We start from the raw sequence: 24,704 nt of genomic DNA on the forward strand, positions 1-24,704 counted from the left end.
CCCGCGCCGCCCCGCACTCCGGCGGCCCCACCCCCAGCAGTCAGGAGAAGCACCGTGCCCGCCAAACCGCTGCCCGAGCTGGTCGACTTCGCCCGGAGGAACTCCCCCTTCTACGCGGAGCTGTACCGCGACCTGCCCGAGCGCATCGACCACCTCACCCAGCTGCCCGTCATCGAGCAGACCGCCTTCTGGGCCGCCAACTCCTGGCCGGAGAACCGCCTGCTGACCGGGCCGCTGCTCGACGGGGGCGTCTACAAGACCGGCGGCACCACCGGCGTCCCCAAGTTCTCGCCCTGGTCGCGCACCGAGCACGCCGACTCGGTCACCGCCTTCGGCGCGGGCCTGGTCCAGGCCGGCCTCAAGCCGGGGCACCGGGTCGCCAACCTGTTCTGGGCCGGCGAGCTGTACGGCGGCTTCCTCTACATCGAGAACGCCCTGCACCACGCGCCGGTCGACAACGTCCGGCTGCCGGTCGGCGCCGCGCCCGACGCGTACATCGCCGACCTGATCGAGGACTTCGGCGTCGACGTGCTGGCCGGCGAGCCGATGAAGCTCAGCTCGGTCGCCGAGTACCTGGTCAAGAACGGGAGGACCGCCGAGCGGATCGAACTGCTGCTGTTCGGCGGGGACCTGCTCTTCGCCGACCTGCGGCCGCTCCTCTCCCGGGCGTTCCCCAAGGCGGCCGTCGCCTCGATCGGCTACGCCTCGGTGGACGCCGGGCTGGTCGGCGCGCCGGTGCCGGGCGACGACGTCCGGGTGCACGAGGCCTTCCCGAACCGCACCGTGGTGGAGCTGGTCGACGACGTGACCGGCGAGCCGATCACCGCCGCCGGGGTGCCCGGCCGGGTGGTGGTCACCAACCTGTTCCGCACCCTGATGCCGATCCTGCGCTACCCGACCGGCGACCGCGCCGAGTGGGTCGACCCCGGGCGCGGCCGCTTCCGGCTGGTCGGCCGGTCCGTCGAGGGCGCCCGGATCGGCACCGTCGCGATGCCGACCGAGGAGATCCGCGCGGTGCTGGTGGCCGCCGACCCGGACCGGCTCATCTCCGGCATCCAGCTGGTGCAGCGCCGCTGGGACGGCAAGGACGGCCTGGTCCTCCGGCTCGGCTACACCGAGGAGCCGCCCCCGGCCGGGCTGAGCGAGCAGCTGGTCGAGGCGGTGTACGCGGCCCGTCCGCTCTACCCGCACGACGTGGCGGACGGCGCGATCCACCACCTGACCGTCGAGTGGGTGCCGCGCGCCGAGTTGGTCACCAACCCCCGCACCGGCAAGCTCCAGCAGGTGGTGGACGAGCGCCCGCCGGCCTGACGCGGTCGCGCCGGTGCCCGGACGGGGGCTCTCCCCCGTCCGGGCACCGGCCCGTCAGGTCCCGGACCGTCAGGCGTCAGGTTGTGTGCGGCTTCCCGGCCAGCATCACGCTCTGGCCGCGGAACTCCGCGATCACCGTCCCGGCCCCGTTCCGGACCGTCACGTCGTAGACGCCGGTGCGCCCCGACCGCGCCCGCTCCACCGCCTCGGCGACCAGCTCGTCCCCGACCGCCGCCGGAGCCAGGAAGGTGACCTGCGCGGCCTGCGCCACCGTCACCGGGCCGTAGCTGTTGCACGCGTAGGAGAACGCCGCGTCGGCGAGCAGGAACAGGTAGCCGCCGTGGGCGATCCCGTGCCCGTTCACCATCGACGGCGCCACCCGCATCCGCATCAGCGCCCGCCCGGTGGCCACCTCGTCGAGCGCGATGCCCAGGCCGCGACAGGCCAGGTCGCGCTCGTACAGGGCGGCCATCCGCGAGTTCAACCCGGCGGGTTCCGCCGCCACCGCAGTCTCCGCACCCATGACATCCTGCTTTCCCCGGGGACGGCCCGAAGTGGTCGGTGTGCCGCGCGTCCGCATGGCAACCGCATTACACCGAGGCCCACGACGGGCTGTCAACGGTCCACCGGGTGAACGGAATCCTCCCTGGAGCGGACGCCTCAGAGCAGGCGCTTGATGTCGCCGCGCGCCCGGTAGAACGAGCCGCTGCCGGACTCCAGCACCTCGGCCACCAGGTAGCGGGCGCCCGGCACCCGGATGTCCTTCGGGAACTGCACCCGGCGGGTCGCGTCGAAGCCCGGCGAGACCACCCGCACCCGCAGCCGGGCGCCGTCCTGCACGCACTCCACCTCGATGCCGCCCGCCGCGCCCGCCGAACCGGCGACCACCGCCTCGATCTCCGCCCCGGCCACCGCGGCCGTCCAGCCGCTGCCGTCCACCTCGGCGGCCTGCGGGAGCAGGCCCTGCTCCGCGTCGCGCACCGCCGCCTCGCTCGCGTCCAGGCAGACCAGCGAGCCGTCCGTGGTCACCAGGTACAGCCGGCCGTCGCGGTACTGCATGCTGTACGCCGAACCGCTGCCGGTGCCCAGCTTCCACAGCCGGGTGCCGTCGGCCGCGAAGCAGTACACCGAGGAGTGGTTGTCCCCGGCGAAGACGAACCGGCCGTCGGGCGAGGCCGCGCAGGAGAAGACGGCCGCGTCGCAGCGGTAGCGGGCCACCTCGGAGCCGTCCGCCTTGCGCAGCCGGTGGACGGAGCCGCGCGACGTCCCGGCGAACACCTCGTCCCGCTCCTGCCAGCCGAACAGCACGGCGCCGTCGGTGCGGGTGTGCCAGACCGGCTCGCCGCCGCGCGCCGCGTACCGGGCCACCCCGCGCGAGTGCCCGTGGTAGACGCCGTCGGCGTCGCAGCGCACCATCCAGCCGTCGGTGCCCTCGGCCTTGCGCCGCCACTGGAACTCGTCCTCGTGGTCGACGGTGGTGATGCCGCCGCGCGCGTCGGCCACGCCCAGCACGCCGTCGTGGATGTCCAGCCAGTAGATGTCGACGTCCTCGGCTATCTCGTACGCCACCCGCGGCACCTTGCCGCCGAGGTCGTACACCTTGCCGTCGTCGCAGCCCGCGTAGATCCACCAGTCGTCCGCGACGATGCACTTGACGCCGTCGGGCAGCCCGTAGCGGCCGGTCACCCGCCCGTCGTGGGTCAGCGTGTAGACGTCGCCGCGCTCGTTGCCCACCCAGGCGTGCTCCTCGCCGACGAAGACGCCGAACGCGGCCGCCCCGGAGCTGAACCGCCACAGCACCGGCGCCTGGCTGGCCGTCGAGCGGCTGCTGACGATCGCCCGCCGCGTCACCTCCCGGCGCTGCCGCACCCCCCGGACCGCCGGGGCGTAGCCCTTGCGGACCTTCTCGCCGATCTTCTTGGCGGCCGCCGCCGCGGCCTTCTCCGGCGACGGGTACGCCGTCGTCTTGGTCTGGCCGCCGTCGCCGATCCGCCCGTAGGTGACCGTCACCTCCACCCCGGCGACCCGGACCTCGTAGAACTTGTGGGCGCTGCCGCTGTCCTCGGACAGCTCCAGGTACGTCGTCTGATCGGCGGCGGTGGCCGGCATGGCGGGGCCCCTTCCGGGCGCGATGTGCATGGGGGGTGGAACGGACTTCGGTGTCCGGGGCGGTGCGCCCCTCGACATCCCAGAACATAGAGGACGTCACCGACAACCCGGCGGCCGGAGGGGTCGTCATCCTGCCCGAACGGACCTTCCGTTCCCCGCACACGTCTGACAGCATCGTCCGCTATCCGGTGATCAGGCACCGGGGTCGGTGCGGCGTCCACGGCGGGAGAGCGGGGCGTACGGGGGCGGGAGACGCGGATGCAAGGCCAGACCCTCGACCCGGTCCGCGCCGAGCACCAACCCGCCCCGTGGGTGCGCACCAGACTCCGGTCGGCCCGGCTCGCGGCGGTGCTCAACGCCGTGCTCGTGCTCGCCGCCGTGTTCCTCACCGCCGCGCTCCCCCGGGCCGTCGACATCAGCGCGGACGCCGCCCTGCGCGACTTCCTGCGCGCCCGCAACGCGAGCGGGACCAGCCTGTACAGCACCTCCGAGGTCCGCGCCGACGACGGCGCGGACGAGCTCGCGGCGGTCGCCGCCGAACTCGCCTCCCGCACCGGCGGGGAGTTCCGGATCGCCGACAGCGGTCCGGTCCACGGCGTCTTCGGCGCCAAGGCCACCACCCTCGGCAACCCCGGACTCGCCCGGCCCGACGGCTACTCCCCGGCCCTCCACCTGCTCCACCTCGCCGCGCTCTCCGAACACGCGGACCTGGCCGCCGGCCGGTGGCCGACCGGCGCGCCCCGCGACCGGCCGATGCCGATCGCGGTCTCCACCCCCGCCGCCGAGAAGATGAACATCCGCCTGGGCGACGTGCTCCTCTCCGAGATGGACCCCGCCCCCGCCCGCGGGGTCGAGGTCGTCGGCCTCTACACCGCCCACGACGAGGCCGACCCGTACTGGACCGACCTCAACTGCGTGACCCGCGGCTGCCTGGACATCCCCGACACCGGCGAGAGGCTCCGGGCCTGGTACACCACCGGCGTCGTCGGGGACGACTCGCTGGCGAGGCTCGTCGAGTGGGCCAAGGGCGGACACGCCTTCTGGCGGCAGCCGGTCGACCCGGACTCCCTGCGCGTCGACCGGCTCCCGCAGGCCGCCACCGAGATCAACTCCTACCTGACCGGCCCCACCGCCGCCGGCCTGATGGTCACCACCGGCCGCTCCGACCTGCGCACCGTCTCCCTGCTGCCGCAGCTGTTCACGCTCGCCACCGAACGCCGGGAGGCCGCCGCCCCGCTGGCCGCGATCGGCCCGGCCGGACTGGCCGGCGTCGTCGCCGTGGTGCTCGGCCTGGCCGCCGCCCTGGCCGCCGACCGGCGCGCGCCCGAGGTCCGGCTGCTCCAGGCCCGCGGCGGCTCACGGCACGGGATCCTGCGGCGGCTGCTCGGCGAGGGCGCGGTGACGGTACTGCCCCCCGCCGTCCTGGGGACCGCGCTCGCCCTCCTGCTGCTGCCGACCCCCCGCCGGGGTGCCGCCGTCCTGGCGGGCGCCGCCGTCGCCCTGGTCTGCCTGCTCGCCTTCCCGCTGCGCGCCGCGGCCCTGCTCGCCCGCCCCCGCCCGGCCGGCGGCCGGCGGCGGCTCGTCGGCGAACTCGCCGTCCTCGCCCTGACGGCCGCCGCCGTGGCGGAGGTCCGGCGGCGCGGCGTCGCCCCGTCCGGCAGCGGACTCGACCCGCTGGTGGTCGCCACCCCGCTGCTGATCGCCCTCACCGCCGGCCTGCTGATCGCCCGGATCCAGCCGCCGCTGGTCGGCGCCCTGGCCCGGCTCGTCGGCCGGCGGCGGGGCGCGGTCGGCTTCCTCGGCCTGGCCCGCGCCGCACGCGGCACCGGCGACCGCCCGCGCCCCGCCGTCCTGCCGGTCCTCGCCCTGCTGCTCGCCGCCACCACGGCCGGCTTCGGCGCGAACCTGGTCGACGCGGTGGACTCCGGCCGGGTGCACAGCTCCCGGCTCGCCGTCGGCGGCGACGCCATGCTGAGCGGACCGACCGGCATCACCCTGCCGGACTCCTTCACCGCCGCCGCCGGCGGACTGCCCGGGGTGACCGCCTCCACCGCCGTCTTCATGGAGACCGACGTCGTCGTGCTCCGGCCCGGCGACCGCCCGCTCACCATCTCCGTCGTGGTCGCCGACCCGGTCGCCTACGCCGAGATCTCCCGCTCCCTCGGCCGGGGCGCCTTCGACCCGGCGGCACTCGGCGGCGCCGCGGCCGCCGCCCCCGCCGGCGGGGTCCCCGAGCCGGCCGGGCTGCCGGACACCCCCGTCCCCGCGCTGTACTCCGCGGACCTCGTCGCCCGGCTCGGCGGTGACGCCGACAGCCGGCGGATCCGCTTCCGCAGCAACGGCGAACTGACCGCCGCCCGGGTCGCCACCATCGACGCCACCCCGGCCCTGCGCGACTCGACCCGCCCGTTCATCGTCCTCCCGGCCGGGCCCTCCGTCGCCCTGCTGCCCGAACTCGCCCGCCGCACCTACTGGTTCGCCGTCGGCGACGTCGACCGGCAGGCCGTCCGGCTGCTGGCGCACCGGCTGCCGGTGACCGAGATCGTCGCCGACACCGCCCGCCTCACCGGCATCCCGGCCGCCGGTCCGAACCCCGACTCCCTCCCCGAGGGGTACGCGATGTACACCAGCGAGGAGTTCATCGCCGAGATCGCCGCCGACCCCGTCCAGCACGCCGCCTCACGGCTCTTCCTGGTCACCGCCGCCGGCGCCGGGGCGTTCGCCCTGCTCGCCGTCCTGCTCACGCTGCTGCGGGCCGCCCCGGACCGCGCCGCGTCGCTGGCGCGGCTGCGCACCATGGGCCTGCGCCCGCGGCAGGGCCTGGCGCTGATCCTCACCGAGACCCTGCCGCAGACACTGCTCGCCGCGGCCGGCGGGGCGCTGGCGGCGCTCACCGCCGTCACCGTGCTCGGACCGGTCTTCGACCTCTCCGCCCTGCTCGGGACCAGGGTGCCGCCCGGCCTGCCCGTCAGCGGCTGGGCGGTGGTGCCGCCGACGCTCGGCCTCGCCGCCCTGGTCGCGGCCGGGATCCTCGCCGAGGCGCTGGTCTCCGGCCGCCGCCAGATCGCCACCGAGCTGCGGGTCGGCGACGGCGGCTGAAGGGCCGAGGCGGGGCGGCCCAGCAGGAGGGCTCAGCGGCGGCAGGGCCCCGCGAGAGGGCGGAGTGCCGGGACGGGAGTGCCGGGGGCGTCCCCGGTCCGCTGCGGCGGTGCGCTACGGCAGCGGGCCGTCCGGCACCGGCCCGGCGCCCGGGGCGGCGGACCGGACCGTGGCGAGGTACTCCTCCGTCAGCTCCGGGGATGCCAGCCAGGCCGCGTAATCGATCGGCTCGGCATAGGTGTTGGCGAGCCTGCGGGCCACCGCCGGGTGCTCTGCGGCGGCCCCGAAGACGGCCTGGAGGTGGTCGGGCATGGTCAGCATCGACGCCGTGAACTCCACGGTGTGGCGGGCGTGCCGGTGCCAGAAGCGCTCGAAGGTGTCGTGCATCCACTCCGTGGTGAACGGCTCCCCGCGCCGGGCGACGATCGCCACCAGGTAGGCGGCGGCCGCCCGGGCGGCGCTGTTCGCGCCCTGGCCGGTGATCGGGTCGTTCACCACCAGCGCGTCGCCGATGCCGAGCACGGCCGGGCCGTCCGCCCCGCCCGCCGCCGCGCCGCCACCGCCGCTGCCACCGCTGCCGCCGCTGCCGCCGTCCAGCCGGGCGACCGGCCGCCGGACCTCCGGGGTCAGTGCCCCGTACAGGGACGCCCCGGCGTCGGTCGGCTCGGCGGCCTCCCAGAGCTCCGCCTCCCAGGGGAGGTACGTCCGCAGCGACTCCCGCATCCTGCGCAGCTGTTCGTCGGGGTCGGGGCGGTCCGCGAAGCAGTCGAACGGGCTGCCGGGAACGGCCTCCCAGAGCAGGATGTCGCAGGGGCCGGAGAGGGTCAGCGCGGGCTGGAGGTACAGCTCGCCGACGCCGGGGACGGCGTGCATCCGGGCCCGCGGTCCGGCCGACGGGTCGGGCGCGCCGACCCCGTGCGCGTACAGCGCGGCCAGCGTCCGCTGCGGGGCGTCGAACGGCGAGCGGGCGGCGTCCCGTTCGAAGATCCCGGCCAGTCCGCCGCGGCCGACGGCGACGACCGTCAGCTCGTTCGCCGCGGCCAGTTCCCGCAGACCGGCCCGGTCCAGGCTCCGGTACTCGACCCGGCCACCGCGCTCGGCGACCAGCTCCAGCCAGCGCGCCATCTTCAGCCGCTGGTCCACCGACTGGGCCGGCTCGTCCAGCGTCATGGTGAACTCCAGTGCGCGGACGCCGGGTTCGGGCACCAGCACGGCGTCCACGTCCCGGACGGCGGGCGCCGCCCCGGCCCACAGGTCGAGTCCGGCCGACCGCTCGATCCGCAGGGCCGGGCCGAACATCGCCTGCGTCGACAGCACCGGTCCGGCGAGCAACTGCTCCGGGGTGCGGGCGGAGACCACCGTCACCCGGTACCCGCCGAGCGCGAGCAGCCCGAGCGCGAGCTGGAGTCCGGCCTGGCCCGCCCCGACGATCGCGATCCCGCGCATGGTGTCCTCCGCCCGTCGATGTCCACCGTGTGACCGCCACACTACGTCAACTCGTCCGCCGGTGAAGCGGGATGACCGCGGTGTGACGGCCCTCCGCTCCGCACCCGGTGCCCGTGCCGAGATCAGTAGGCTGGCCGGAGCCGGACCGGGCGGGCGCCGGACGTACGCGGCCGCCGGACCGGGCGGCGGCGCCGGGACGCGGCGCCGGTCGACGACGAGGGGAGGCCCGGCCGATGGCACGGGTGGTGGTGGTGAGCGGCGGCGGCACCGGAATCGGGTACGCCGTGGCGGAGGCGTTCGCGGGCGAGGGCGAACAGGTGGTGCTGACCGGACGGCGCGCCGAGGTGCTCGACCGGGCCGCCGAGCGGCTGCGGGCCGCGCACCCCGGCGCGCCGGCACCGGTCGCCCTGGCCGCCGACCTGTCCGATCCGGCCGGGGCCGGACTGGTGGCGGCGGGCATCGGCGAGCGGTGGGAGCGGGTCGACGTCCTGGTCAACAGCGCGGGCGGCAACGCCGCCCTCGGCGCCCCCGCCGGGCGGACGGACGGCCTCGCCGGCGCGGCCTGGCACTGGCAGGAGAACTTCCGGGCCAACACCCTCACGGCCGTCCTGCTCACCGAGGCGCTCAAGGAGCGGCTGGCGGCGCCCGGCGGCCGGGTCCTGCTGATCGGCTCGATCGCCGCGTACCGGGGCTCGGGCTCGGGTTCCTACGGCGCGGCCAAGGCCGCGCTGCACCCCTACGCCTACGACCTGTCCGCCGAACTGGGGCCGCGCGGCATCACCGTCAACGTGATCGCCCCCGGCTACGTCGCCGACACCGGGTTCTTCCGCGGCGCGCTCTCCCCGGAGCGCGAGAAGACCCTGGTCGAGCAGGCCGACACCCGCCGGGCCGGTCGCCCGTCCGACGTCGCGGAGACCGCCCGCTGGCTGGCCTCGCCGGGCGCCGGCCACCTGACCGCCCAGATCATCCAGGTCAACGGCGGCGCCGAGCACGGCCGTTGAGTTCCGGCACCCGCCCTCCGGCGCCGCCGCGGAGCGGCTCGGCGCCGGACCGGAGACCCGCGCGGGGCGGTCCGGCCGCGGCTGTCGACTCCCGCGGCCGGACGCGCCCCGTGCCCCCGGTCCGGCCCCACACCGGGCCGGGGCCCGCCACGGACGCCGCGCTCAGCCGGAACTCGCCCGCACGACGAGTTCCGCGGACAGTTCGAGCCCGGCGCCGGGCACCTGCTCACCCCGCACCTGGGCCAGCAGCAGCCCCACCAGTGCGACCGCGATCCCCCGCAGCGGCAACCGGACCGAGGTGAGCGGCGGGTGGAGGTGCCGGCCGAGCGGGGTGTCGTGGAAGCCGGTCACCGCGAGGTCGCGGCCGACCAGCAGGCCCTCGGCGCGCGCGGCCTCGTAGACGTCGAGGGCCGCCAGGTCGTTGTCGGCGGCGAGGGCGGTGGGGCGGTCGGGATCGCGCAGCAGGGTGCGCAGCGTCCCGGCCGCCGGCACCGGCACGACGTCCAGGCCGAGCCGGCGCGCCTCCCGGTGGAAGCCCTCCCGGCGCGCCGCCAGCCACGGCAGCTCGGCCGGTGCCTCCACCGCCTTCCCCGGGTCCGCCTCCTCCCCGACCGGCCGCACCACCGCGGCCACCGCGGCGGCCACCGGCGAGCCGACGAAGCCGACCCGCCGGTGGCCGCGATCCGCCAGGTGACGGGCGACCTCCGCCGTGGCGGCGGCGTTGTCGATGTCCACCCAGTGCTGCGGCAGCCCCGGCGCGGTGCGGCCGAAGGAGGCGAACGGGACGCCGACCCGGGCCGCGTGGGCGACCCGGGCGTCCTCGGGGAGCACGTCCGCGAGGACCAGCCCGTCCACCTGGCGGGCCGCGACCAGGTCGTCGATCGCCGCCCGGGCCTGCGCCTCCCCCGGTGCCGCGCGGACCAGCAGGACCCGGTGGCCCTCCGCCCCGGCCGCGTCCACCAGGGCCTCCAGGAACCCCGCCATCAGCGGGTTGGGGTCGAACGGGTCGTCCACCGGCGCGAGGTAGCCGATGGTGCGCCGCTCGCCGGTCCGCAGCGAGCGGGCCGACTGGTCCGGCCGGTAGCCGAACCGGTCGATCGCGGCGGTGACCCGGGCGAGCGTGTCCGGGTGGACGCGGTGCGGGGCGTTGAGCGCGTTGGAGACGGTCTGCCGGGACACGCCGGCCGCGCGGGCGACGTCCGCGATGGTGGTGGCGCGGCGCGCGGGGCGTGTTCCCTCGGTCATGGCTGCTCCGGTCGGTGGGTCAGTTGTCGCCGTCCGGCACCTGCGCCGGACGGCGCAGGGTCAGCAGCCCGCCCCGGGGGACGGTGACGGTGACACCGCCGTCCACGAGGTCGACGGTGCCCCGGTGGACGGTCCGCCCGCGGGCGTCCTGGACGGTGGCCTCGGCCGCGCCCCGGCCGCCGACGAGCCGCACGTCCGGATCGGCGTCGGCGTTGGCGACCAGCAGGCTACGCCACGGACCGGCACCGTCGCCCGCGTCCACCGGCAGGGCCGCGTAGCGGGCGACGACCGTGGTGCCCGTCCCGGCGCCCGCCGCGGTGACCATCGGGTAGCCGAGGTCGGGCCGGGCCGGGAGCAGTTCGCCGAGCTGCAGGGTGTCGACGTGCTCGCGGGCGACGCCGAGCCAGAAGGCGAGGGCCTCCCGCTGGGCGGGGCTCTGGACGGCGAGGTCGACGGAGATCTGCGGGACGGAGAAGAGGACGTTGATGAGGTGGCAGGCGAGCTGCTCGGGGCTCTCGGTGGGATGCCACATCAGCATGTCGGCGTGGACCGCGAGCGGACCGGCGATCAGCCGGGTGTCGATGGTGCGCTGGCGGTTCTCGTGCGGGCTGAGCGGGCAGTCGGTGGCCCGGATCATGGTGGCGTAGGGCCACAGGCCGGGGCTGACGTAGGGCTGGCGGTGCTCGATCATGCCTTCGGGGCAGGCCGCGTCGACCCGGCGGCGGATCTCGGCGAGCAGCAGGTGCAGGCCCTCGTCGACGGTGGCGCAGTCGGCCTCGGGGCCCGCCTCCGGCACGTCCTGGACGCCGAACCAGTCCACGAAGTCGACCTTCAGCCCGTCCATCCCCCACTCCTCGACGGCCCGGGCGAGGCTGTCGGCGAGGTGCTGCCGGACCTTCGGGTAGCGGGGGTCCGCGACGATGGCGCCCATGTGGTCGGCGTGGGCGAGGGCGTAGCCGGAGAGGGACTCCCAGGCGGCGCTGTCCTTGCCGATGAAGGGGAGGGCGTACCAGAGCAGGTAGCGGACGCCGAGGTCGTGGACGCGGCCGACGTGGGCGGCGGTGTCGGGCAGGGAGCGGGGCTCCCAGTCCCCGCAGTGGGCGTAGCCGCGGGTGCGGTCGGTGGTCATCCAGCCGTCGTCGACGATGATCGTGTCGAGGCCGAGCTCCTTGCCGAGGGCGGCCTGCCGTTCGACGGCCTCGGGGGTGATGTTCTGGTGCAACGAGTACCAGGTGGAGTAGGCGGGGCGGCGGGCGACGTCGGGGACGGACGCGGTCCGGCCGGACTGCCACCAGTCGGCGACCGCGGCCAGACAGCGGGCGAAGTGCCGGCCGGAGGTGTCGATCCGGACCGTCAGCCGGCCGGTGGCCTGGACCCAGTAGCGGAAGTCGCCGGTCTCCTCCAGGACCCCGGCACCGGCCAGGGCGTCCTCGCGGTCGGCGGCGAAGGCGCAGATCGCGCTGTCACCGGTGCCGACCAGGGCGGCGACGGGGGCGCCGCGGGAGAGGGTGACCCGGCGCGGGGCGCTCCAGGCGGCGGGCAGCCAGCCGGTGCCGCGCGGGTCGGGGGTCCAGAAGGCGGTGGCGTCGACGCAGGGGGTGCGCCATTCGATCCGGACCTCGCCGGCGTCCTCGGCGGTGACCTCGATGACACCCTCGGCCACCGTGCGCACGCTCGCCTCGCCGGTGACCAGCAGGTCGATGCCGTCGGCGGCGACCCGGCGGGGGCGTGCGGTGGTGGCGGGGGCGTGCGGCTCCCAGATCTCCTCGTGGCCGGCCTGCTCGGCCGGGGCCGACGGCTCGGCCTGGTTCGACGGGTCGGTCGGGATCGACTGTTCGGCCGAGGTCGACGGGTCGCTCTGCTCGCTCGTGGGCGGTTCCATGGTCAGCCTTTCGTGGCACCGGCCAGCAGGCCGGAGATGAACTGGCGCTGAAGGGCCAGGAAGAGGGCCATCATCGGCAGGGTGGACAGCGCCGTCCCGGCGAGGATCAGGCCGTAGTCGGTGTTGCTCTTCATGCCGTGCAGGGTGGCCAGGGCGACCGGCAGCGTGTGCATGTCGGGGCTGCGCAGGGCGATCAGCGGCCAGACGAAGCTGTTCCACGAACCGAGGAACAGGAAGATCCCCAGCGCGGCCAGGACCGGCCGCATGACCGGGACGACCACGCCGAACAGCACCCGGAGCTCGCCCGCACCGTCCACCCGGGCGGCGTCGAGGAGTTCGTCCGGCATGCCGGCCAGGGCCTGCCGCATCAGGAAGATCGCGAAGGGCACGCAGAGGCCGGGCAGGATGAGCGCCTGGTAGCTGTCCATCAGGCCGAAGGACATCATCATCTTGAAGAGCGGCACCAGCAGCACCTGGTCCGGCACGACCAGGGTCGACAGCAGGACGACGAACAGCGTCGTCCGGCCGCGGAACCTGAACTTGGCGAAGGCGTAGCCGGCGAGCAGCGCGACCACGAGTGCGCCGATGGTCTGCACCCCGGAGACCAGCAGGGAGTTGAGGAGGACCCGGCCGATGCCGATCTTCGCGTCCAGGTGCGAGAGGTTCTCGCCGAGGTGGGAGCCGGGCAGCAGCTTGGGCGGCCAGGAGAAGATGTCGGCGTCGCTGTGGGTGGCGGAGATCACCAGCCAGTAGAAGGGGGCGACGGACAGGCCGGTGACCGCGGCCAGGATCAGGGTCGTGGGCCAGCCGCGCAGCCGGGCCCGGAGCCCCTTCCCCGCCGTCGTCCCGGTGGTCGGAGGTGCCACGCGGGTCGCCCGCGTCGTCAGGGTCATTCGCGTTCTCCCATCAGGCGCATCTGGACCGCGCCGAGCACCGAGACGATCAGGGTGAGCGCGTAGGCGATGGCGGAGGCGTAGCCGAAGTCGAAGTACCGGAAGCCGTTGTCGTACAGGTACATCGAGACGGTGAGGGTGGCGTTGTCGGGGCCGCCGCGGGTGAGGACGTACGGCTCGTCGAACAGTTGGAGGGTGCCGATGGTGGACAGCACCACGGTGAACAGCAGGACGGGGCGCAGCGCCGGCAGGGTGATCGAGAAGAACCGGCGCAGCGGGCCGGCGCCGTCCACCATGGCGGCCTCGTACAGCTCCTTCGGGATGCCCTGCAGGCCGGCCAGGTAGATGACGGCGTTGTAGCCGGTGTAGTGCCAGGTGAGGACCAGGACGACGGCCATCCGGGCCCAGAAGCCGTCGCCGAGCCAGTCGACGCCGGACAGGCCGATCGCCTCCAGCAGGCTGTTGACGGCGCCGCGGTCGGTGTCGAGGAGGAAGGCGAACACCACGCCGGTGGCGACCAGGCCGGTGACGGAGGGCATGAAGATCCCCAGCCGCCAGACGGTGCGGAAGCGGACGAGCGCCGCGTGGAGGGCGACCGAGAGCCCGAGCGCGAGCGCGAGCATCAGCGGGACCTGCACGACGAGGATCCGGGCGGTGTTGCCCAGCGCCGTCCAGAACAGCGGGTCGTCCAGCAGCTTGCGGTAGTTGGCCAGGCCCGCGTTGCGGGTGTTCGCGCCGGAGCCGGTGGTGAGCGACAGCAGCAGCGAGGAGACGATCGGGTAGGCCTTGAACACCCCGAACGTCACCAGCGCGGGGGCGAGCAGCAGGTAGGGCAGGGCCTTGCGGCGCAGGATCGCGCGGCGCCGGGAGGGTGGCGGCGCCGGGATCCGGGGCGGGGCGGCGGGGCGGAGTGCGGTCGTCACTTGATCTTGCGCCCGGTCTGCTGGGCCAGCTGCTTGGCGGCGTCCTGGAGGGCCGCGGCGGGGTCGGCGCCCTTGGTCAGGACCTTGGCCTGGGCGTCGTTGACCAGCTTGAGCGCGCGGGCGAAGTCACCGGAGTAGTTGGTGGCGTCGCCGCCCTGGCCGAGCAGGTCGGCGAAGGTCTTCAGGACGGGCTGGCCGCCGTAGTAGGCGTTGGGCGCACTGTAGATCGGGTCCTGGTAGGCCGCGGTGAGCGCGGGGAAGACGCCGCCGGCGTTGAACATCGAGTTGACGGAGGCGGGCCGGGTGAGGGCGTACTCGACGAACTTCCAGGCCGCGGTGCGCCGGGGGCTGGTGGCGGAGACGGCCAGGTGGGTGGAGTTGACGATGGCGGTGCGCTTGCCGCCGGGGGTGACCGCCGGCGGCTGGGTGAGGCGCCAGTTGCCGCTCTGCTCGGGGAACTTGCTCTCTATCCAGTGCGCACCCCAGGACGCCAGCGGGTTGGCGCCGAGCTTGCCCTCCTTGATCTGGCTGCGCCAGATGGTGGAGCTGGCGGCGTCGAGGATCAGGCCGGCGTCGTCGAGGCGCTTGACCAGGGTCAGCGCGCGGATCGCCTCCGGGGAGGAGACGGTGATGTCGCCCTTGAGGTCGAAGTAGAAGGCGCCCTGCTGCTGCATGAGCGACTGCAGGAAGTCGAGGTCGGGCGAGGGGGTGCCGGACTTGTTGATGCCGAACAGCGCGACGCCGGGGTTGGCGGCCTTGAACTTCTCGGCCACGGCGATCAGGTCGTCCCAGGTCTGGAACGTGGTCGGGTCGATCCCGGCCCGGTCGAACATGTCGTTGCGGTAGAAGAAGCCCTGCGCGTTGACCTCCCAGGGAAGCGCGCGGATGCGGCCGTCCTTGTCGGAGACGGCCGGCCACAGGCCCTGGGCGAACTTGTCCTTGTAGCCGTCGGCGCCGAGCGCCGAGAGGTCGGCCAGGCCGCCGGGGAACTTCTCCAGGTAGCCGGGCAGGTAGTCGCAGCCGATGTGGAGGACGTCGGCCAGGCCCTGGCCGCCGGCCGCCAGGCCGACCGTGATCTTGTCCCAGATCGCCGGGTTGCCGACGTCCTGGACGTCGACCTTGATCCCGGGGTTGTCCTTCTCGAACGCGGGGACCACGCCGCGCAGCGCCTCGGCCGCCGTGGTCCAGGACCAGACGGTGATGGTGCCGGTGGCGGCGTCCCCGCCGGAGGAGCCGGAGTCGGAGCCTCCGCAGGCGGACAGGGCGCCGCCGGCGGTCAGGGCGAGCAGGCCTGCGCCGGAGGCCCGCAGGAGGTCACGGCGGGAGAGGTGTGACATGTCATGCCTTTCTGGAAAGAAGGGGGACGGCATCGAACGGGAGGACCGGACGGGGACAGCGGGTGGGAGCTGCCGGTGGGAACTTCCGGTGGGAACTGCGGGCGGGCCGGCGGGCAGGGACAGCGGGTGGCTGCGGGCCGGGTGCCCGAGGGGTGCGGGCGGTCCGCCGGTCGGGCGGATGCGGGCGGCCCCCGCGGCCGGGCGGTGCACCCGTCCGCCGGTCGGGCGGTGCGGGCGGTGCGGGGTCGGGCGGTACGGGGTCGGGCGGTACCGGGCGGGGCGTGACCGGGTAGGGCGGTGCACCCGTCCGCCGGCCCCGGGGGGGTCGGGCAGGCGGACGGCACGGCGGTCGAGCGGTCAAGCGGTCGAGCGGTACGGGGGTCGAGCGGTCAGGCGGCCCGGACGGCGCGGACGGTCCGGAGCGCGTCGCCCAGCAGGCCGGCCGCGGCCGGGTCCGTGCTGGCGTGCGGTGACAGCCGGATCCAGCCACCGCGCAGGGTGGTCGAGACGCCGGCCTCGGCGAGCACGCGGTGGACGGCCGCGGGGTCGGTGCCGGGTAGTCGCAGCCGGGCGATCCCGCTGACACCGGGCGTCTCGCCGACGCCGCGTTCGCCGCCGTGGGTCTCGGCGCCGGCCGCGCGGGCGGCGCCGAGCAGGCCGTCGAGCGCCTCGGCGATCAGGGCGTTGATCCGGCCGATGCCCACGTCACGGGCCAGCGCGAGGGCGGCACCCAGGGCGGCGACCGCAGGACCGTCGGGGTTGGTGACGGTGTGCGCGACGGCGCCCGGCCGGGCGGGGCAGGGGTGTCCGGGGGCCTCGATCGGGTCGACCACGCCGGACCACCCGCCGAGCCCGGGCGCGAGCTGCCCGGACACCCGGTCGCGGACCATCAGGACGGCGGCGCCCCAGCCGGCCCGCAGCCACTTCTGGCCACCCGCCGCGAGGACGTCCGCCGCGTCGGCGGCGAACTCGACGGCGCCGAGCGCCTGGATGGCGTCCACGACCAGGACCCGGTGCGGGCCGATCGCCTCCTTGATGGCGGCGACCGGTGCCCGGGTGCCGGTGGCGGCGTCGACCGCGCAGACCGAGACGGCGCGCACCCGGTCGTCCAGGTGGGCCCGGACGGTGTCCGCGGTGAGCGGCCCGTCGATCTGCCGGACCGTCAGTCCACCGTTCCCGGAGGCGCGCAGCCAGGGGTAGAGCGCGCCGGGGAAGTCGGACCGGCTCACCAGCACCGTCCCGCCCGAGGGCCCGGCCGTCCCGCGGGGTGCGGCGGCGCCGAGCGCGTGGGCGGCGGCGAACAGTCCGTGCGAGGTGGAGCTCACGAACGCGATCTCGTGCGGCGCACAGCCGAGGACGTCGCCGGCCGTCCGGGCCGCCGTCGCGGTCTGCGCGTCGAGCCCGTCCAGGATCTCCCAGCCCTCGCGGTGGAGGCGTTCGGCCGACCGGGCCAGGACCTCGGTCACCCGCGCCGAGACCGGCCCGAACCGTGCGAAGTCCAGATAGCCGGACGGCTCTGCAAACTGCCGCAGATACTCCGGCACAACCAGAACCGCCATAGCCTCACCCTCGATTTGAACGTTCAAATCCACAGAAACAAACAGAACCAATCAGCCCCGAACGAGCGGATGCCAGCAAACGCCCGCCATCGAGTTCCCGTCAAGACCTCTGGAGGGCAAAAGCCCAGTCCGAGACCCTCTCGTTACCCGGCGCCCTAACTCATCACAACACCTACTTGCGCAATGCAATTTGACATTACTATTTTACTGATCGATGAGTCGGCACCCCATCGCCGACTCCCTCACCCCCACCTTCGACGCCCCTGCGCCCCCGGCTCCGGCACGGCCCCGCCGACCGCCGCCGCCGGCCCGCACGGGCATTCCGTACGGCCGCCTCCCCCACCCCCGGCCCTGCGCGGTGGCTTGCGCACCCCACTGCTCCACGTCATCAGCACACCCTCACACCTCTTCAGGAGTCCAGGTGACCCCCACCGCTCCACGCCTGCGCACAGTCCTGCTCTCGGCAGCACTCGCAGTGACCCTGGCGGCCCCGCTCATCCAGAGCGCCCAGGCCGCCGCCCCCAGCGCAGCCGCACCGACCGCCGCTCCGGCGCCGATCTCCGTCGCCGGCCCCTCCGGGGGCGCCGCCCACGGGGACAGCGCCCACGGCCACGTCGCCCACGGGAGCGCCGGCCAGGACAGCCCCCCCTTCCCGGAGGGCGCCCCGTCCTCCGCCGCCCTGCAGCCGACGACGACCGCCGGGCAGCCGGTCGCCGACCCCGCGGGCACCCCCACCCCCGCCCTGGCCGCGCCGAGCCCGGCCTGTGACCTGGCCCTCTTCACCTCCCTCGGCCCGGCCGCCCTGGCGGACTTCCTCTCGGACCCCGCCCACGGCTACGACGACTGCCTGCTCCCGCTGTTGGGCACGTGGCGCCCGGAGCTCGCCAAGGTCATCACCCAGGAGCACGTCCGCACGGTCGCCGACCGGATCACCTCCCTCGCACCGCGCTTCGACCCCGCCAACAACCTGAACCAGCGCGGCCTCTGGTACTTCCTGCACGTCGCGGTCCTGTTCGACTTCAACCACGGCGAGTTCGACTTCAACGACGACACCACCACCGCCACGATCGAGCGGGCCATCGCCGCCTACACCGCCAACCCCCGGGTGTTCGAGCCGACCACCGCGAACGGCAACGCCATGGGCGAGCTGCTGGCGGCCTCCACCGCCCCCAAGCTGCGCCCCGGCCGCCTCCCGCTCACCACCCGGGTGCTGGGCTACTTCGCCCCCGGCGGCGCCGCCATCGGCGACCGGGGGTGGAACTGGGCGGTCCAGCAGGCCCTCCAGATCAACGCCCAGGGCGTCGGCAACGTCGTCGAGGACGACGGCGACTACCGCAAGAAGGTCATCGCCGACCCCGCCTTCCGCGAAGCCCTCCGCGCCTACGCCTTCTACGGCCACCTCAAGGGCACGGACAGCGACTGGGCCGTCCGCGACGCGATGTCGGAGTACTCCCGCCTCTTCGCGATCGAGTCGCTCCGGCCCGAGCTGAAGGCCAACACGGGCGCCATGATCACCAGCGTCCGGAACGTCTTCGGCCGGCTCAGCCCCCAGTGGGGCTACGTCGCCGTCCTCGCCAACGACACCGGCCTCTGCGGGCAGTACGAGGCCTGCCGGACCGACCTCCAGCAGGAGGTCCTCCCCAACACCTACACCTACGACAACGGCTCCCTGGTCGTCCGCACCTCCCTCGACCGGGCCACCGCCGACCAGCTCTACTACGCCACCAAGCAGGTCAAGGCGCAGTTCTTCCGGACCGTCGGCACCGACCAGCCGCTGGCCGACGACACCCACCCCGTGCTGACGGTGCAGCTGTACGGGACCAAGACCGACTACCAGGCCCTGCAGTACCTGCTCTTCGGGATCGGTGACGTCGCCAACGGCGGCATGTTCCTGGAAGGCATCTCGACCTTCTTCACCTACCAGCGCACCTCCCTGGAGTCCACCCTCACCCTGGAAGAGCTCTTCCGCCACGAGTACACCCACTACCTCAACGCCCGCTGGGCGATCCCGGAGAGCGGCTACACCGACCGCTGGCCCTCCGACGCCACCTTCACGATGAACGAGGGCACGGCCGAGTACTTCGCCGGCTCCACCTCCGCGGACGGTGTCCGGGCCCGCCGGACCATGCTCCAGTCGATCGCCGACGAGAAGAGTGCCAAGAAGACCCCCATGACGGTCGACGAGGTCCTCCACGCCACCTGGTCCCAGTACGGGTTCCGCGCCTACCCGTACGCGGCCGCGTTCTTCAACATGCTCGGCGAGAAGCACCCCGAGAAGTTCACCGAGATGTACCGCCTGCTGCGCGCCGACGACCTCGACGGCTACAACGCCTGGAAGGACCGCCTCGGCCGGGACGCCGGCCTCCAGCGCGACTACACCGCGTACCTCGACGACGCGATCGGCCGCCTCCCCAGCCTGTACGTGCCCGTCACCACCTACGCCGCCAACGGCACGCTCAACTACGCCTGGGCGTCCGAGGTCCGCGACGCCTTCACCCGGGCCACCCAGAACACGCCCGTGTGCAAGGACAACGGCGACTGGTCCAACAAGATGCGCTTCAGCTGCAGCGGACGGATCACCGCCAACCTGACCAACTCCGTCGATGCCGGTAGCGTCCGCAAGGACATGGCGGGCACCATCGACTACTACCTCCTCGACCGGGGCGCCGACGCCTCCAACAACCTGGCCGACATGAACTGCTGGTTCGGCAAGGTCGACGTCTGGCCGAACGGCCGGGCCGGCACGGCCGACTACACCTGCGAGGGCCCGCTGCGCCGCTGACCGCGCGGCACCACCGCACCGGGTGAACGGGAACCGGGCCGCCTCGGCCCGGTTCCCCCCGTGCCGTCGTGCCCTGCGCCGCCCTCGTCCCGCCCTGCGCTCCCCCGGTCTCCTCGGCTCGACTCCGTCGGGGATCCCGGACGATCGGGCTCAAGTGCCGACGGTTCGCCAGGACTTCGGCCGGGGGGCGTCGTTCCCGTGCCGGGAGCCGGCGGCCCCGCACCCGTTCTCGTGAACTTGCCGCGCATGCCCGGGCGTGTCCGCGGATGCGTCCTCAGGCACCACGGATGCCTGCATAGGCTCCCGCCATGGACATCGTGATCCCGCTCTTCAGGCTCTTCGAGCCGCTCGACGCCATCGGCCCGTACGAGCTCCTGGCGAACGTCCCCGACGCCCGGGTGCGCTTCGTCGCGCCCGAACCGGGGCTGGTCGCCGACGTGCTGGGCGCCATGCGGGTGGACGTGCCCACCCGGTACACGGAGGTCGAGTCCTGCGACGTGCTGCTCGTCCCGGGCGGTGCAGGGGCGCGACTGATGCTGGACGACACGGAGTTCATCGACTGGGTGCGCCGGATCCACGAGACGACCCGCTTCACCACCTCGGTCTGCACCGGGGCGCTCATCCTCGGGGCGGCGGGGCTGCTCACGGGGCAGACCGCGACCACCCACTGGCTGGCGATGGACGACCTGGAGACGTTCGGCGCCACCTACACCGCGGAACGCGTCGTCCGGCACGGCAAGATCATCACCTCGGCCGGGATCTCCGCCGGTATCGACATGGCCCTGGGGCTGTGCGCGTTGCTGAGCGACGAACTCACCGCCCGGGCCATTCAGCTCTTCACCGAGTACGGCCCCCAGCCGCCGTTCGACAGCGGCTCCCTGGCCACGGCGACGCCCGAGGTCGTGGCCCGGGCCCGGGAGATCGTCAGCGGCGGCTGAGCCCGCCCGGCCCCGGCGTGCGCGCGGCAGCCCGGTTCGGCCATCGGCTCCCACCTGGTAGGACCCGCATGCCGGCCCCGCATCCGCCGTTGCAGCGCCGCGAGTTCGGCCTCCGGCCGGCCGCCGGTCCGCCTCCGCCGCGTCGGCGCACCAGGGCTCGGCCGAGCGCGCGGCGGGCGGAGCTCAGAGCCGGCGGAACATCACGTGCTGGCCGACCAGGCCGTGCTCGGGGTGGTCGAAGACCTCCGGCACGGTGCCGACCACCTCGAAGCCCAGCGACGTCCAGAGGTGCACCGCGGGCTCGTTGACCTCCACCACCGCGTTGAACTGGATCCCGTGGAACCCCTGTTCACGGTGCCAGCCGACCACGTACTCGCCGAGCGCGCGCCCGATCCCCCGCCCCTGGTACGCCGGGTCGACCAGGAACGAGCCGGTCCCGATGTGCGCACCGCGCCCGGGCTTGTTCGGCCCCATCTTCGCCGAGCCCGCGATCACCCCGTCCACGACGGCCACCACCGTCCGCCCCGGCGGCGCCTCCATCCACCACGGCTTCGCCTCCTCCAGGCTCTGCCCCTCGGGGAACGCGTACGTCCGCCCCTCCGCCATGATCGCGGAGTAGAACGGGTAGATGCTCGGCCAGTCCTCGTCTGAGGCGATTCGGATCTTCATCCGCGACACCCTACGGGCCCGCCCCGCCTTCCGTGACCTGGTTTTCCCGCCGCTCAGCCGATCGACCGGGCGGCGTCCGGCTCGGCGGCCGAACGGAGGAAGGCCTCCAGGCGGGCGGACTTCGCCGCGGTGGGCCAGACCAGCGCCCACTCGGTGGCCGGGGCGTCGTGGATCGGCACGAAGGTGATGCCGGGCGGCGTGTAGTACCGGCGGACGTGGGCGTTGACCGGGCAGACGACCTGCCCCGCGGCGAGCAGCGCGAGGAGCTCGTGGAAGGTCCGCACGGACTGTCCGCGCGGGACGGGGCGCCCGCTCGGCGTCGACGAGGGGAGCATCGCCTCCATCCAGTACCCGGGCACCTCGGGTCCCGGATCGGGCACCGGCCGGCCGGCCAGGTCCTCCAGCGAGACGGACTCGCGCCCCGCCAGGTCCGACCCGGTCGCGACCCCGAGGAGCCGCCCCTCGGTGAGGACGGTGGGCCCCACCGTGAGGTCCGGCTCGTGCACCGGGCGCCAGGTCACCTGCGCGTCGAGCCGGCCGGCCCGCAGCATGCCGAACGGGTCGCTGAAGTGGTACTCGACGACCTCCACGGTGCACTCCGGGTGGCGGGCCTCGAAGGCTTCGATGACCGGCCGCATCTCGTTCCCGAGAATCCCCATGACCCCCAGTCGCAGGGTGCCCCGCACGCCCAGCGCGGCATCGCCGGCCCGGGCCAGACCGCCGTGGATCAGGTCGTAGGCCTGCTGGAGCTCGCCCCGCAGGACGTGGCCGACGGGCGTGAGCGTCACGGTGCGGCTGGTGCGGTCGAACAGCGGGGCGCCGATGCGCCGTTCCTGCTTCTTGATGGCCTGGCTCACCCGCGCCTGGGAGACGTGCAGCCGCTCGGCGGTCCGGCCGAAGTGCAGTTCCTCCGCCAGTGCCAGGAATATCTCGATGTCGCGCAGTTCCACGGCTGCCCCCTCCCGTGCGATAACCCCGGGGTTATCGATCAGCGCGCGAAGTCTACGTTGATCACGAAGGCGCCCCGGCGGGAAGGTGGGACGGTCCGCGGAAGCGCCGTCCACCGAGGTCCGGACCGGGTGGACCGCGCCCGACCCGCGGCCGCGCCGCCCTGCCCCCGCACCCACCGGGCCCTCCGGTCCGCCCGCCGCTCCTCCTTCCCCCGCCCGCCCCGGGGTCCGTCCTGCGGACCGTCGGGCGGGCGGCGGCGAAGCGGATCCGGGCCCGGGCCCGGCGGGCGGGGCCCGCGGGCACACCCGACCGACCCCTCCGGAGGAAGAACCTTGCAGGCACGGACCACAGGACCGCCCCCGGCCCGCCCGCGCGGCGGCGCGGGGTGAGGGATGGACAGCCGTGAACGACCGGCACGACATGACGGTGATGCACACCGTGCACGAGGTACTGCGACAGCACCTGCGCGCCATCGCGGACGCCGTGGCACCCGCCACCGGCGGCGACCCCCGGGAGGAGCTGCTGACGGCAGGCGGCTGGGAGCCGTTCAAGACGGCGCTGCGCCTGCACCACGGCGCCGAGGACGACGCGCTCTGGCCGGTGCTCCGGCCGGCGCTCGACGGCCGGCCGTTCGACCTGGCGCTCCTGGAGTCGCTGGAGGCCGAACACCTCGCGATCGACCTCCTGATCGGGGCGGTCGACGAGGCCCTGGCCACCCCGGACACCGGCCCGGACCTCCTCACCGACCTGACCGGCTCGCTGGTCGCGGGCGTCCTGGGCCACCTCGGCCATGAGGAACGCGCGGTGCTGCCGCTGGTCACGGCGCTCGTGACCGAGGAGCAGTGGGCGCGCTTCGAGCGGCTCCACGCCCGGCGCACCGGGGCGGGCGCGGACCCGGCGCGGCCGCGTACGGACCGCCCCGGCCCCGGCACGTCCCCGCTCGCCCCGAACTCCCCACTCCCCCCGAACTCCCCACTCGCCCCGGACCCCGCGCTCGCCCCGGACTCCCTCGCCTCCCCGCTCGCCCCGGACTCCCTCGCCCGAAGCCTCCGCCCGGCGGCCGAACCCGCCGGCCCACCACCCGAGGAACACCTCACATGACGACAGTCGAACCCGCCCGACCCGCACCCGCCGACGCCACGCCGGAGCCCCCCGACCCGGGGACCGTGCCGCTGGGACGCTGGCTGGCCCTGGTGGCCGTGGCCGTCGGCACGTTCGCCATGGTGACCGCCGAGCAGCTGCCGATGGGGCTGCTCACCCCCATCGGGGGCGCGTTCGGCGTCTCCGAAGGGGTCGCCGGCCTGATGGTGACCGTGCCCGGGCTGGTCGCCTCGGCCGCCGCCCCGCTGCTGCCCGTCCTGATCGGCCGCCGCGACCGCCGGACGGTCCTGATCGCCCTGCTCGGCCTGATGGCCGCGGCGAACCTGCTCTCCCTGGCGGCACCGAACTTCCCCGTGCTGCTGGGCGCGCGTTTCCTGATCGGCATCAGCATCGGCGGCTTCTGGGCCCTCGCCGCCGGCATCGCCGTCCGGATGGTGCCCGAGGCCTTCGTCGGCCGGGCCACCGCGATCACCTTCGGCGGCGCCACCGCCGCCAACGTGCTGGGTGTCCCGGCCGGCACGCTGATCGGGGAGTTCAGCGGCTGGAAGGCGGCCTTCGCGACCGTCGGCGGGCTCGGGCTGCTCGTCGTGGTCGCCCTCTTCGCCCTCCTGCCGGCGATGCCCGCCGCCGAACCGGTCCGGCCCGCCACCCTGGTCGCCCAGTTCCGCAACCCGGCGGTGCGGGCCGGGGTGCTGACCACCTTCCTGCTCGTGGGCGGCCACTTCGCGGCGTTCACCTTCGTGAGTCCCGTCCTCCAGGACGTCTCGGGCATCGAGGCGGGGATGGTCGGCCCGCTCCTGCTGGCCTTCGGCGTCGCCGGCATCGTCGGCAACTTCCTGGTCGGCGCGGCCGTGGGGCGCGACATCCGCAGCGTCGTCATGGCGATCGGCCTGGCACTCGCCGTGGTCCTGGCGCTCTTCCCGCTCGTCGGCACGGCGCCCGTCGGCGGCATCGTGCTGCTGATCGGCTGGGGGCTCGCCTTCGGCGGCGTCCCGGTGAGCGTCCAGACCTGGATCCTGCGGGCCGCACCGCGCGACACCGAGGCCGCCACCGCGCTCAACACCTCGGTGTTCAACCTCGCGATCGCCCTCGGGGCCCTCTGCGGCGGCCTCGTCGTCGACGCGGCGGACCTCACCACCGCCCTCTGGACCGGTTCGGCGGTCGGTCTGCTGACCACCCTGACGGTCTGGCGCACCCGCAGGACCTCGCCCTGACCACCTGGCTCGTCACCCGCCCCTTCGTCCTCTTCTTCCCCTGTCCCCCGTCGGCGCCGGGCCCCGTCGGGGAGGCCGCGGGCACCTTCCCCGGCGGCACCCACCGGACGGCGGCCCCGGACCGGACGGGGGACGCCGGACGGCCCGTCCGGACGGCGGGAGACGGTCGGCCCCACCAGGATCCACAGGGCACCGGACGCACCGCCCGCCTCCCGCAGTACGCCTGACGACGCGGCCCGGAGGC

Annotated in this window: 18 protein-coding genes; 7 read left to right on the forward strand and 11 right to left on the reverse strand. The window is 74.6% G+C overall.

From position 1 onward, the window contains the following. Positions 1-54: 54 nt before the first annotated feature. On the forward strand, positions 55-1,311 hold the full coding sequence (locus tag OG550_RS06130) for a phenylacetate--CoA ligase family protein (protein ID WP_327675357.1): 1,257 nt from the start codon (positions 55-57) through the stop codon (positions 1,309-1,311). 76 nt (positions 1,312-1,387) lie between these two features. On the opposite strand, the gene paaI is transcribed toward OG550_RS06130, so the two are convergent. Both paaI and OG550_RS06140 read right to left on the reverse strand, forming a co-directional pair. Then, complete coding sequence (gene paaI, locus OG550_RS06135) at positions 1,388-1,783, reverse strand: hydroxyphenylacetyl-CoA thioesterase PaaI (RefSeq protein WP_442906133.1); 396 nt, start codon at positions 1,781-1,783, stop codon at positions 1,388-1,390. Positions 1,784-1,971: 188 nt separating this feature from the next. After that, positions 1,972-3,420 carry a WGR domain-containing protein gene (locus tag OG550_RS06140; RefSeq protein ID WP_327675361.1) on the reverse strand — a complete coding sequence of 483 codons (1,449 nt, stop codon included), beginning with the start codon at positions 3,418-3,420 and terminating at the stop codon, positions 1,972-1,974. Between the two features lie 258 nt (positions 3,421-3,678). Between OG550_RS06140 and OG550_RS06145 the strand changes: the two genes are divergently transcribed. Then, entirely contained in the window at positions 3,679-6,519 is a 2,841-nt protein-coding gene (locus OG550_RS06145) for a hypothetical protein (RefSeq protein ID WP_327675363.1), read from the forward strand. A 114-nt stretch (positions 6,520-6,633) separates the two neighbouring features. Here the strand turns inward: OG550_RS06145 and OG550_RS06150 are convergent, their stop codons facing one another. Further along, positions 6,634-7,965, reverse strand: coding sequence for a styrene monooxygenase/indole monooxygenase family protein (locus OG550_RS06150; RefSeq protein WP_327675365.1), 1,332 nt, complete (start codon positions 7,963-7,965; stop codon positions 6,634-6,636). A gap of 233 nt (positions 7,966-8,198) precedes the next feature. On the opposite strand from OG550_RS06150, the gene OG550_RS06155 reads away from it, so the two are divergent. Next, a complete protein-coding gene (locus OG550_RS06155; protein ID WP_327675369.1) occupies positions 8,199-8,966 on the forward strand; it encodes an SDR family NAD(P)-dependent oxidoreductase in 768 nt (255 codons plus the stop codon). A gap of 162 nt (positions 8,967-9,128) precedes the next feature. On the opposite strand, the gene OG550_RS06160 is transcribed toward OG550_RS06155, so the two are convergent. The 6 genes from OG550_RS06160 to OG550_RS06185 form a co-directional block, all read right to left on the reverse strand. Then, positions 9,129-10,211: a LacI family DNA-binding transcriptional regulator gene (locus tag OG550_RS06160; RefSeq protein ID WP_327675371.1), complete on the reverse strand. Its 1,083-nt coding sequence runs from the start codon at positions 10,209-10,211 to the stop codon at positions 9,129-9,131. Between the two features lie 19 nt (positions 10,212-10,230). Beyond that, positions 10,231-12,093 (reverse strand): glycoside hydrolase family 36 protein, encoded by a 1,863-nt coding sequence (locus OG550_RS06165; RefSeq protein WP_327675373.1) that lies wholly within the window; start codon positions 12,091-12,093, stop codon positions 10,231-10,233. A gap of 2 nt (positions 12,094-12,095) precedes the next feature. Then, positions 12,096-12,986 (reverse strand): carbohydrate ABC transporter permease, encoded by an 891-nt coding sequence (locus tag OG550_RS06170; protein WP_327675375.1) that lies wholly within the window; start codon positions 12,984-12,986, stop codon positions 12,096-12,098. Then, on the reverse strand, positions 12,983-13,873 hold the full coding sequence (locus tag OG550_RS06175) for a carbohydrate ABC transporter permease (RefSeq protein ID WP_442906134.1): 891 nt from the start codon (positions 13,871-13,873) through the stop codon (positions 12,983-12,985). The genes OG550_RS06170 and OG550_RS06175 overlap by 4 nt, the downstream gene beginning before the upstream one ends. Before the next feature lie 32 nt (positions 13,874-13,905). Beyond that, positions 13,906-15,246 carry an ABC transporter substrate-binding protein gene (locus tag OG550_RS06180; RefSeq protein WP_327675379.1) on the reverse strand — a complete coding sequence of 447 codons (1,341 nt, stop codon included), beginning with the start codon at positions 15,244-15,246 and terminating at the stop codon, positions 13,906-13,908. A 389-nt stretch (positions 15,247-15,635) separates the two neighbouring features. Next, on the reverse strand, positions 15,636-16,805 hold the full coding sequence (locus OG550_RS06185; RefSeq protein ID WP_327675382.1) for an aminotransferase class V-fold PLP-dependent enzyme: 1,170 nt from the start codon (positions 16,803-16,805) through the stop codon (positions 15,636-15,638). 421 nt (positions 16,806-17,226) lie between these two features. Here OG550_RS06185 and OG550_RS06190 point away from each other — a divergent pair, with 421 nt between their 5' ends. Then, positions 17,227-19,587 carry a collagenase gene (locus OG550_RS06190; RefSeq protein WP_327675384.1) on the forward strand — a complete coding sequence of 787 codons (2,361 nt, stop codon included), beginning with the start codon at positions 17,227-17,229 and terminating at the stop codon, positions 19,585-19,587. A gap of 308 nt (positions 19,588-19,895) precedes the next feature. Further along, positions 19,896-20,525, forward strand: coding sequence for a DJ-1/PfpI family protein (locus OG550_RS06195; protein ID WP_327675386.1), 630 nt, complete (start codon positions 19,896-19,898; stop codon positions 20,523-20,525). 183 nt (positions 20,526-20,708) lie between these two features. Here OG550_RS06195 and OG550_RS06200 read toward each other — a convergent pair whose 3' ends face one another. Together OG550_RS06200 and OG550_RS06205 are read right to left on the reverse strand one after the other, a co-directional pair. After that, positions 20,709-21,194, reverse strand: a complete 486-nt coding sequence (locus OG550_RS06200) for a GNAT family N-acetyltransferase (RefSeq protein ID WP_327675388.1) — start codon at positions 21,192-21,194, stop codon at positions 20,709-20,711. 53 nt (positions 21,195-21,247) lie between these two features. Next, positions 21,248-22,144 carry a LysR family transcriptional regulator gene (locus OG550_RS06205; protein WP_327675390.1) on the reverse strand — a complete coding sequence of 299 codons (897 nt, stop codon included), beginning with the start codon at positions 22,142-22,144 and terminating at the stop codon, positions 21,248-21,250. A 403-nt stretch (positions 22,145-22,547) separates the two neighbouring features. Between OG550_RS06205 and OG550_RS06210 the strand changes: the two genes are divergently transcribed. Then, positions 22,548-23,246 (forward strand): hemerythrin domain-containing protein, encoded by a 699-nt coding sequence (locus OG550_RS06210; RefSeq protein WP_327675392.1) that lies wholly within the window; start codon positions 22,548-22,550, stop codon positions 23,244-23,246. Beyond that, complete coding sequence (locus OG550_RS06215) at positions 23,243-24,460, forward strand: MFS transporter (RefSeq protein WP_327675394.1); 1,218 nt, start codon at positions 23,243-23,245, stop codon at positions 24,458-24,460. Before OG550_RS06210 ends, OG550_RS06215 begins: the two co-directional genes overlap by 4 nt. Positions 24,461-24,704: the final 244 nt, after the last annotated feature.

It is taken from the genome of Kitasatospora sp. NBC_00458 (genome assembly GCF_036013975.1).
In the GTDB taxonomy this organism is placed as follows: domain Bacteria; phylum Actinomycetota; class Actinomycetes; order Streptomycetales; family Streptomycetaceae; genus Kitasatospora.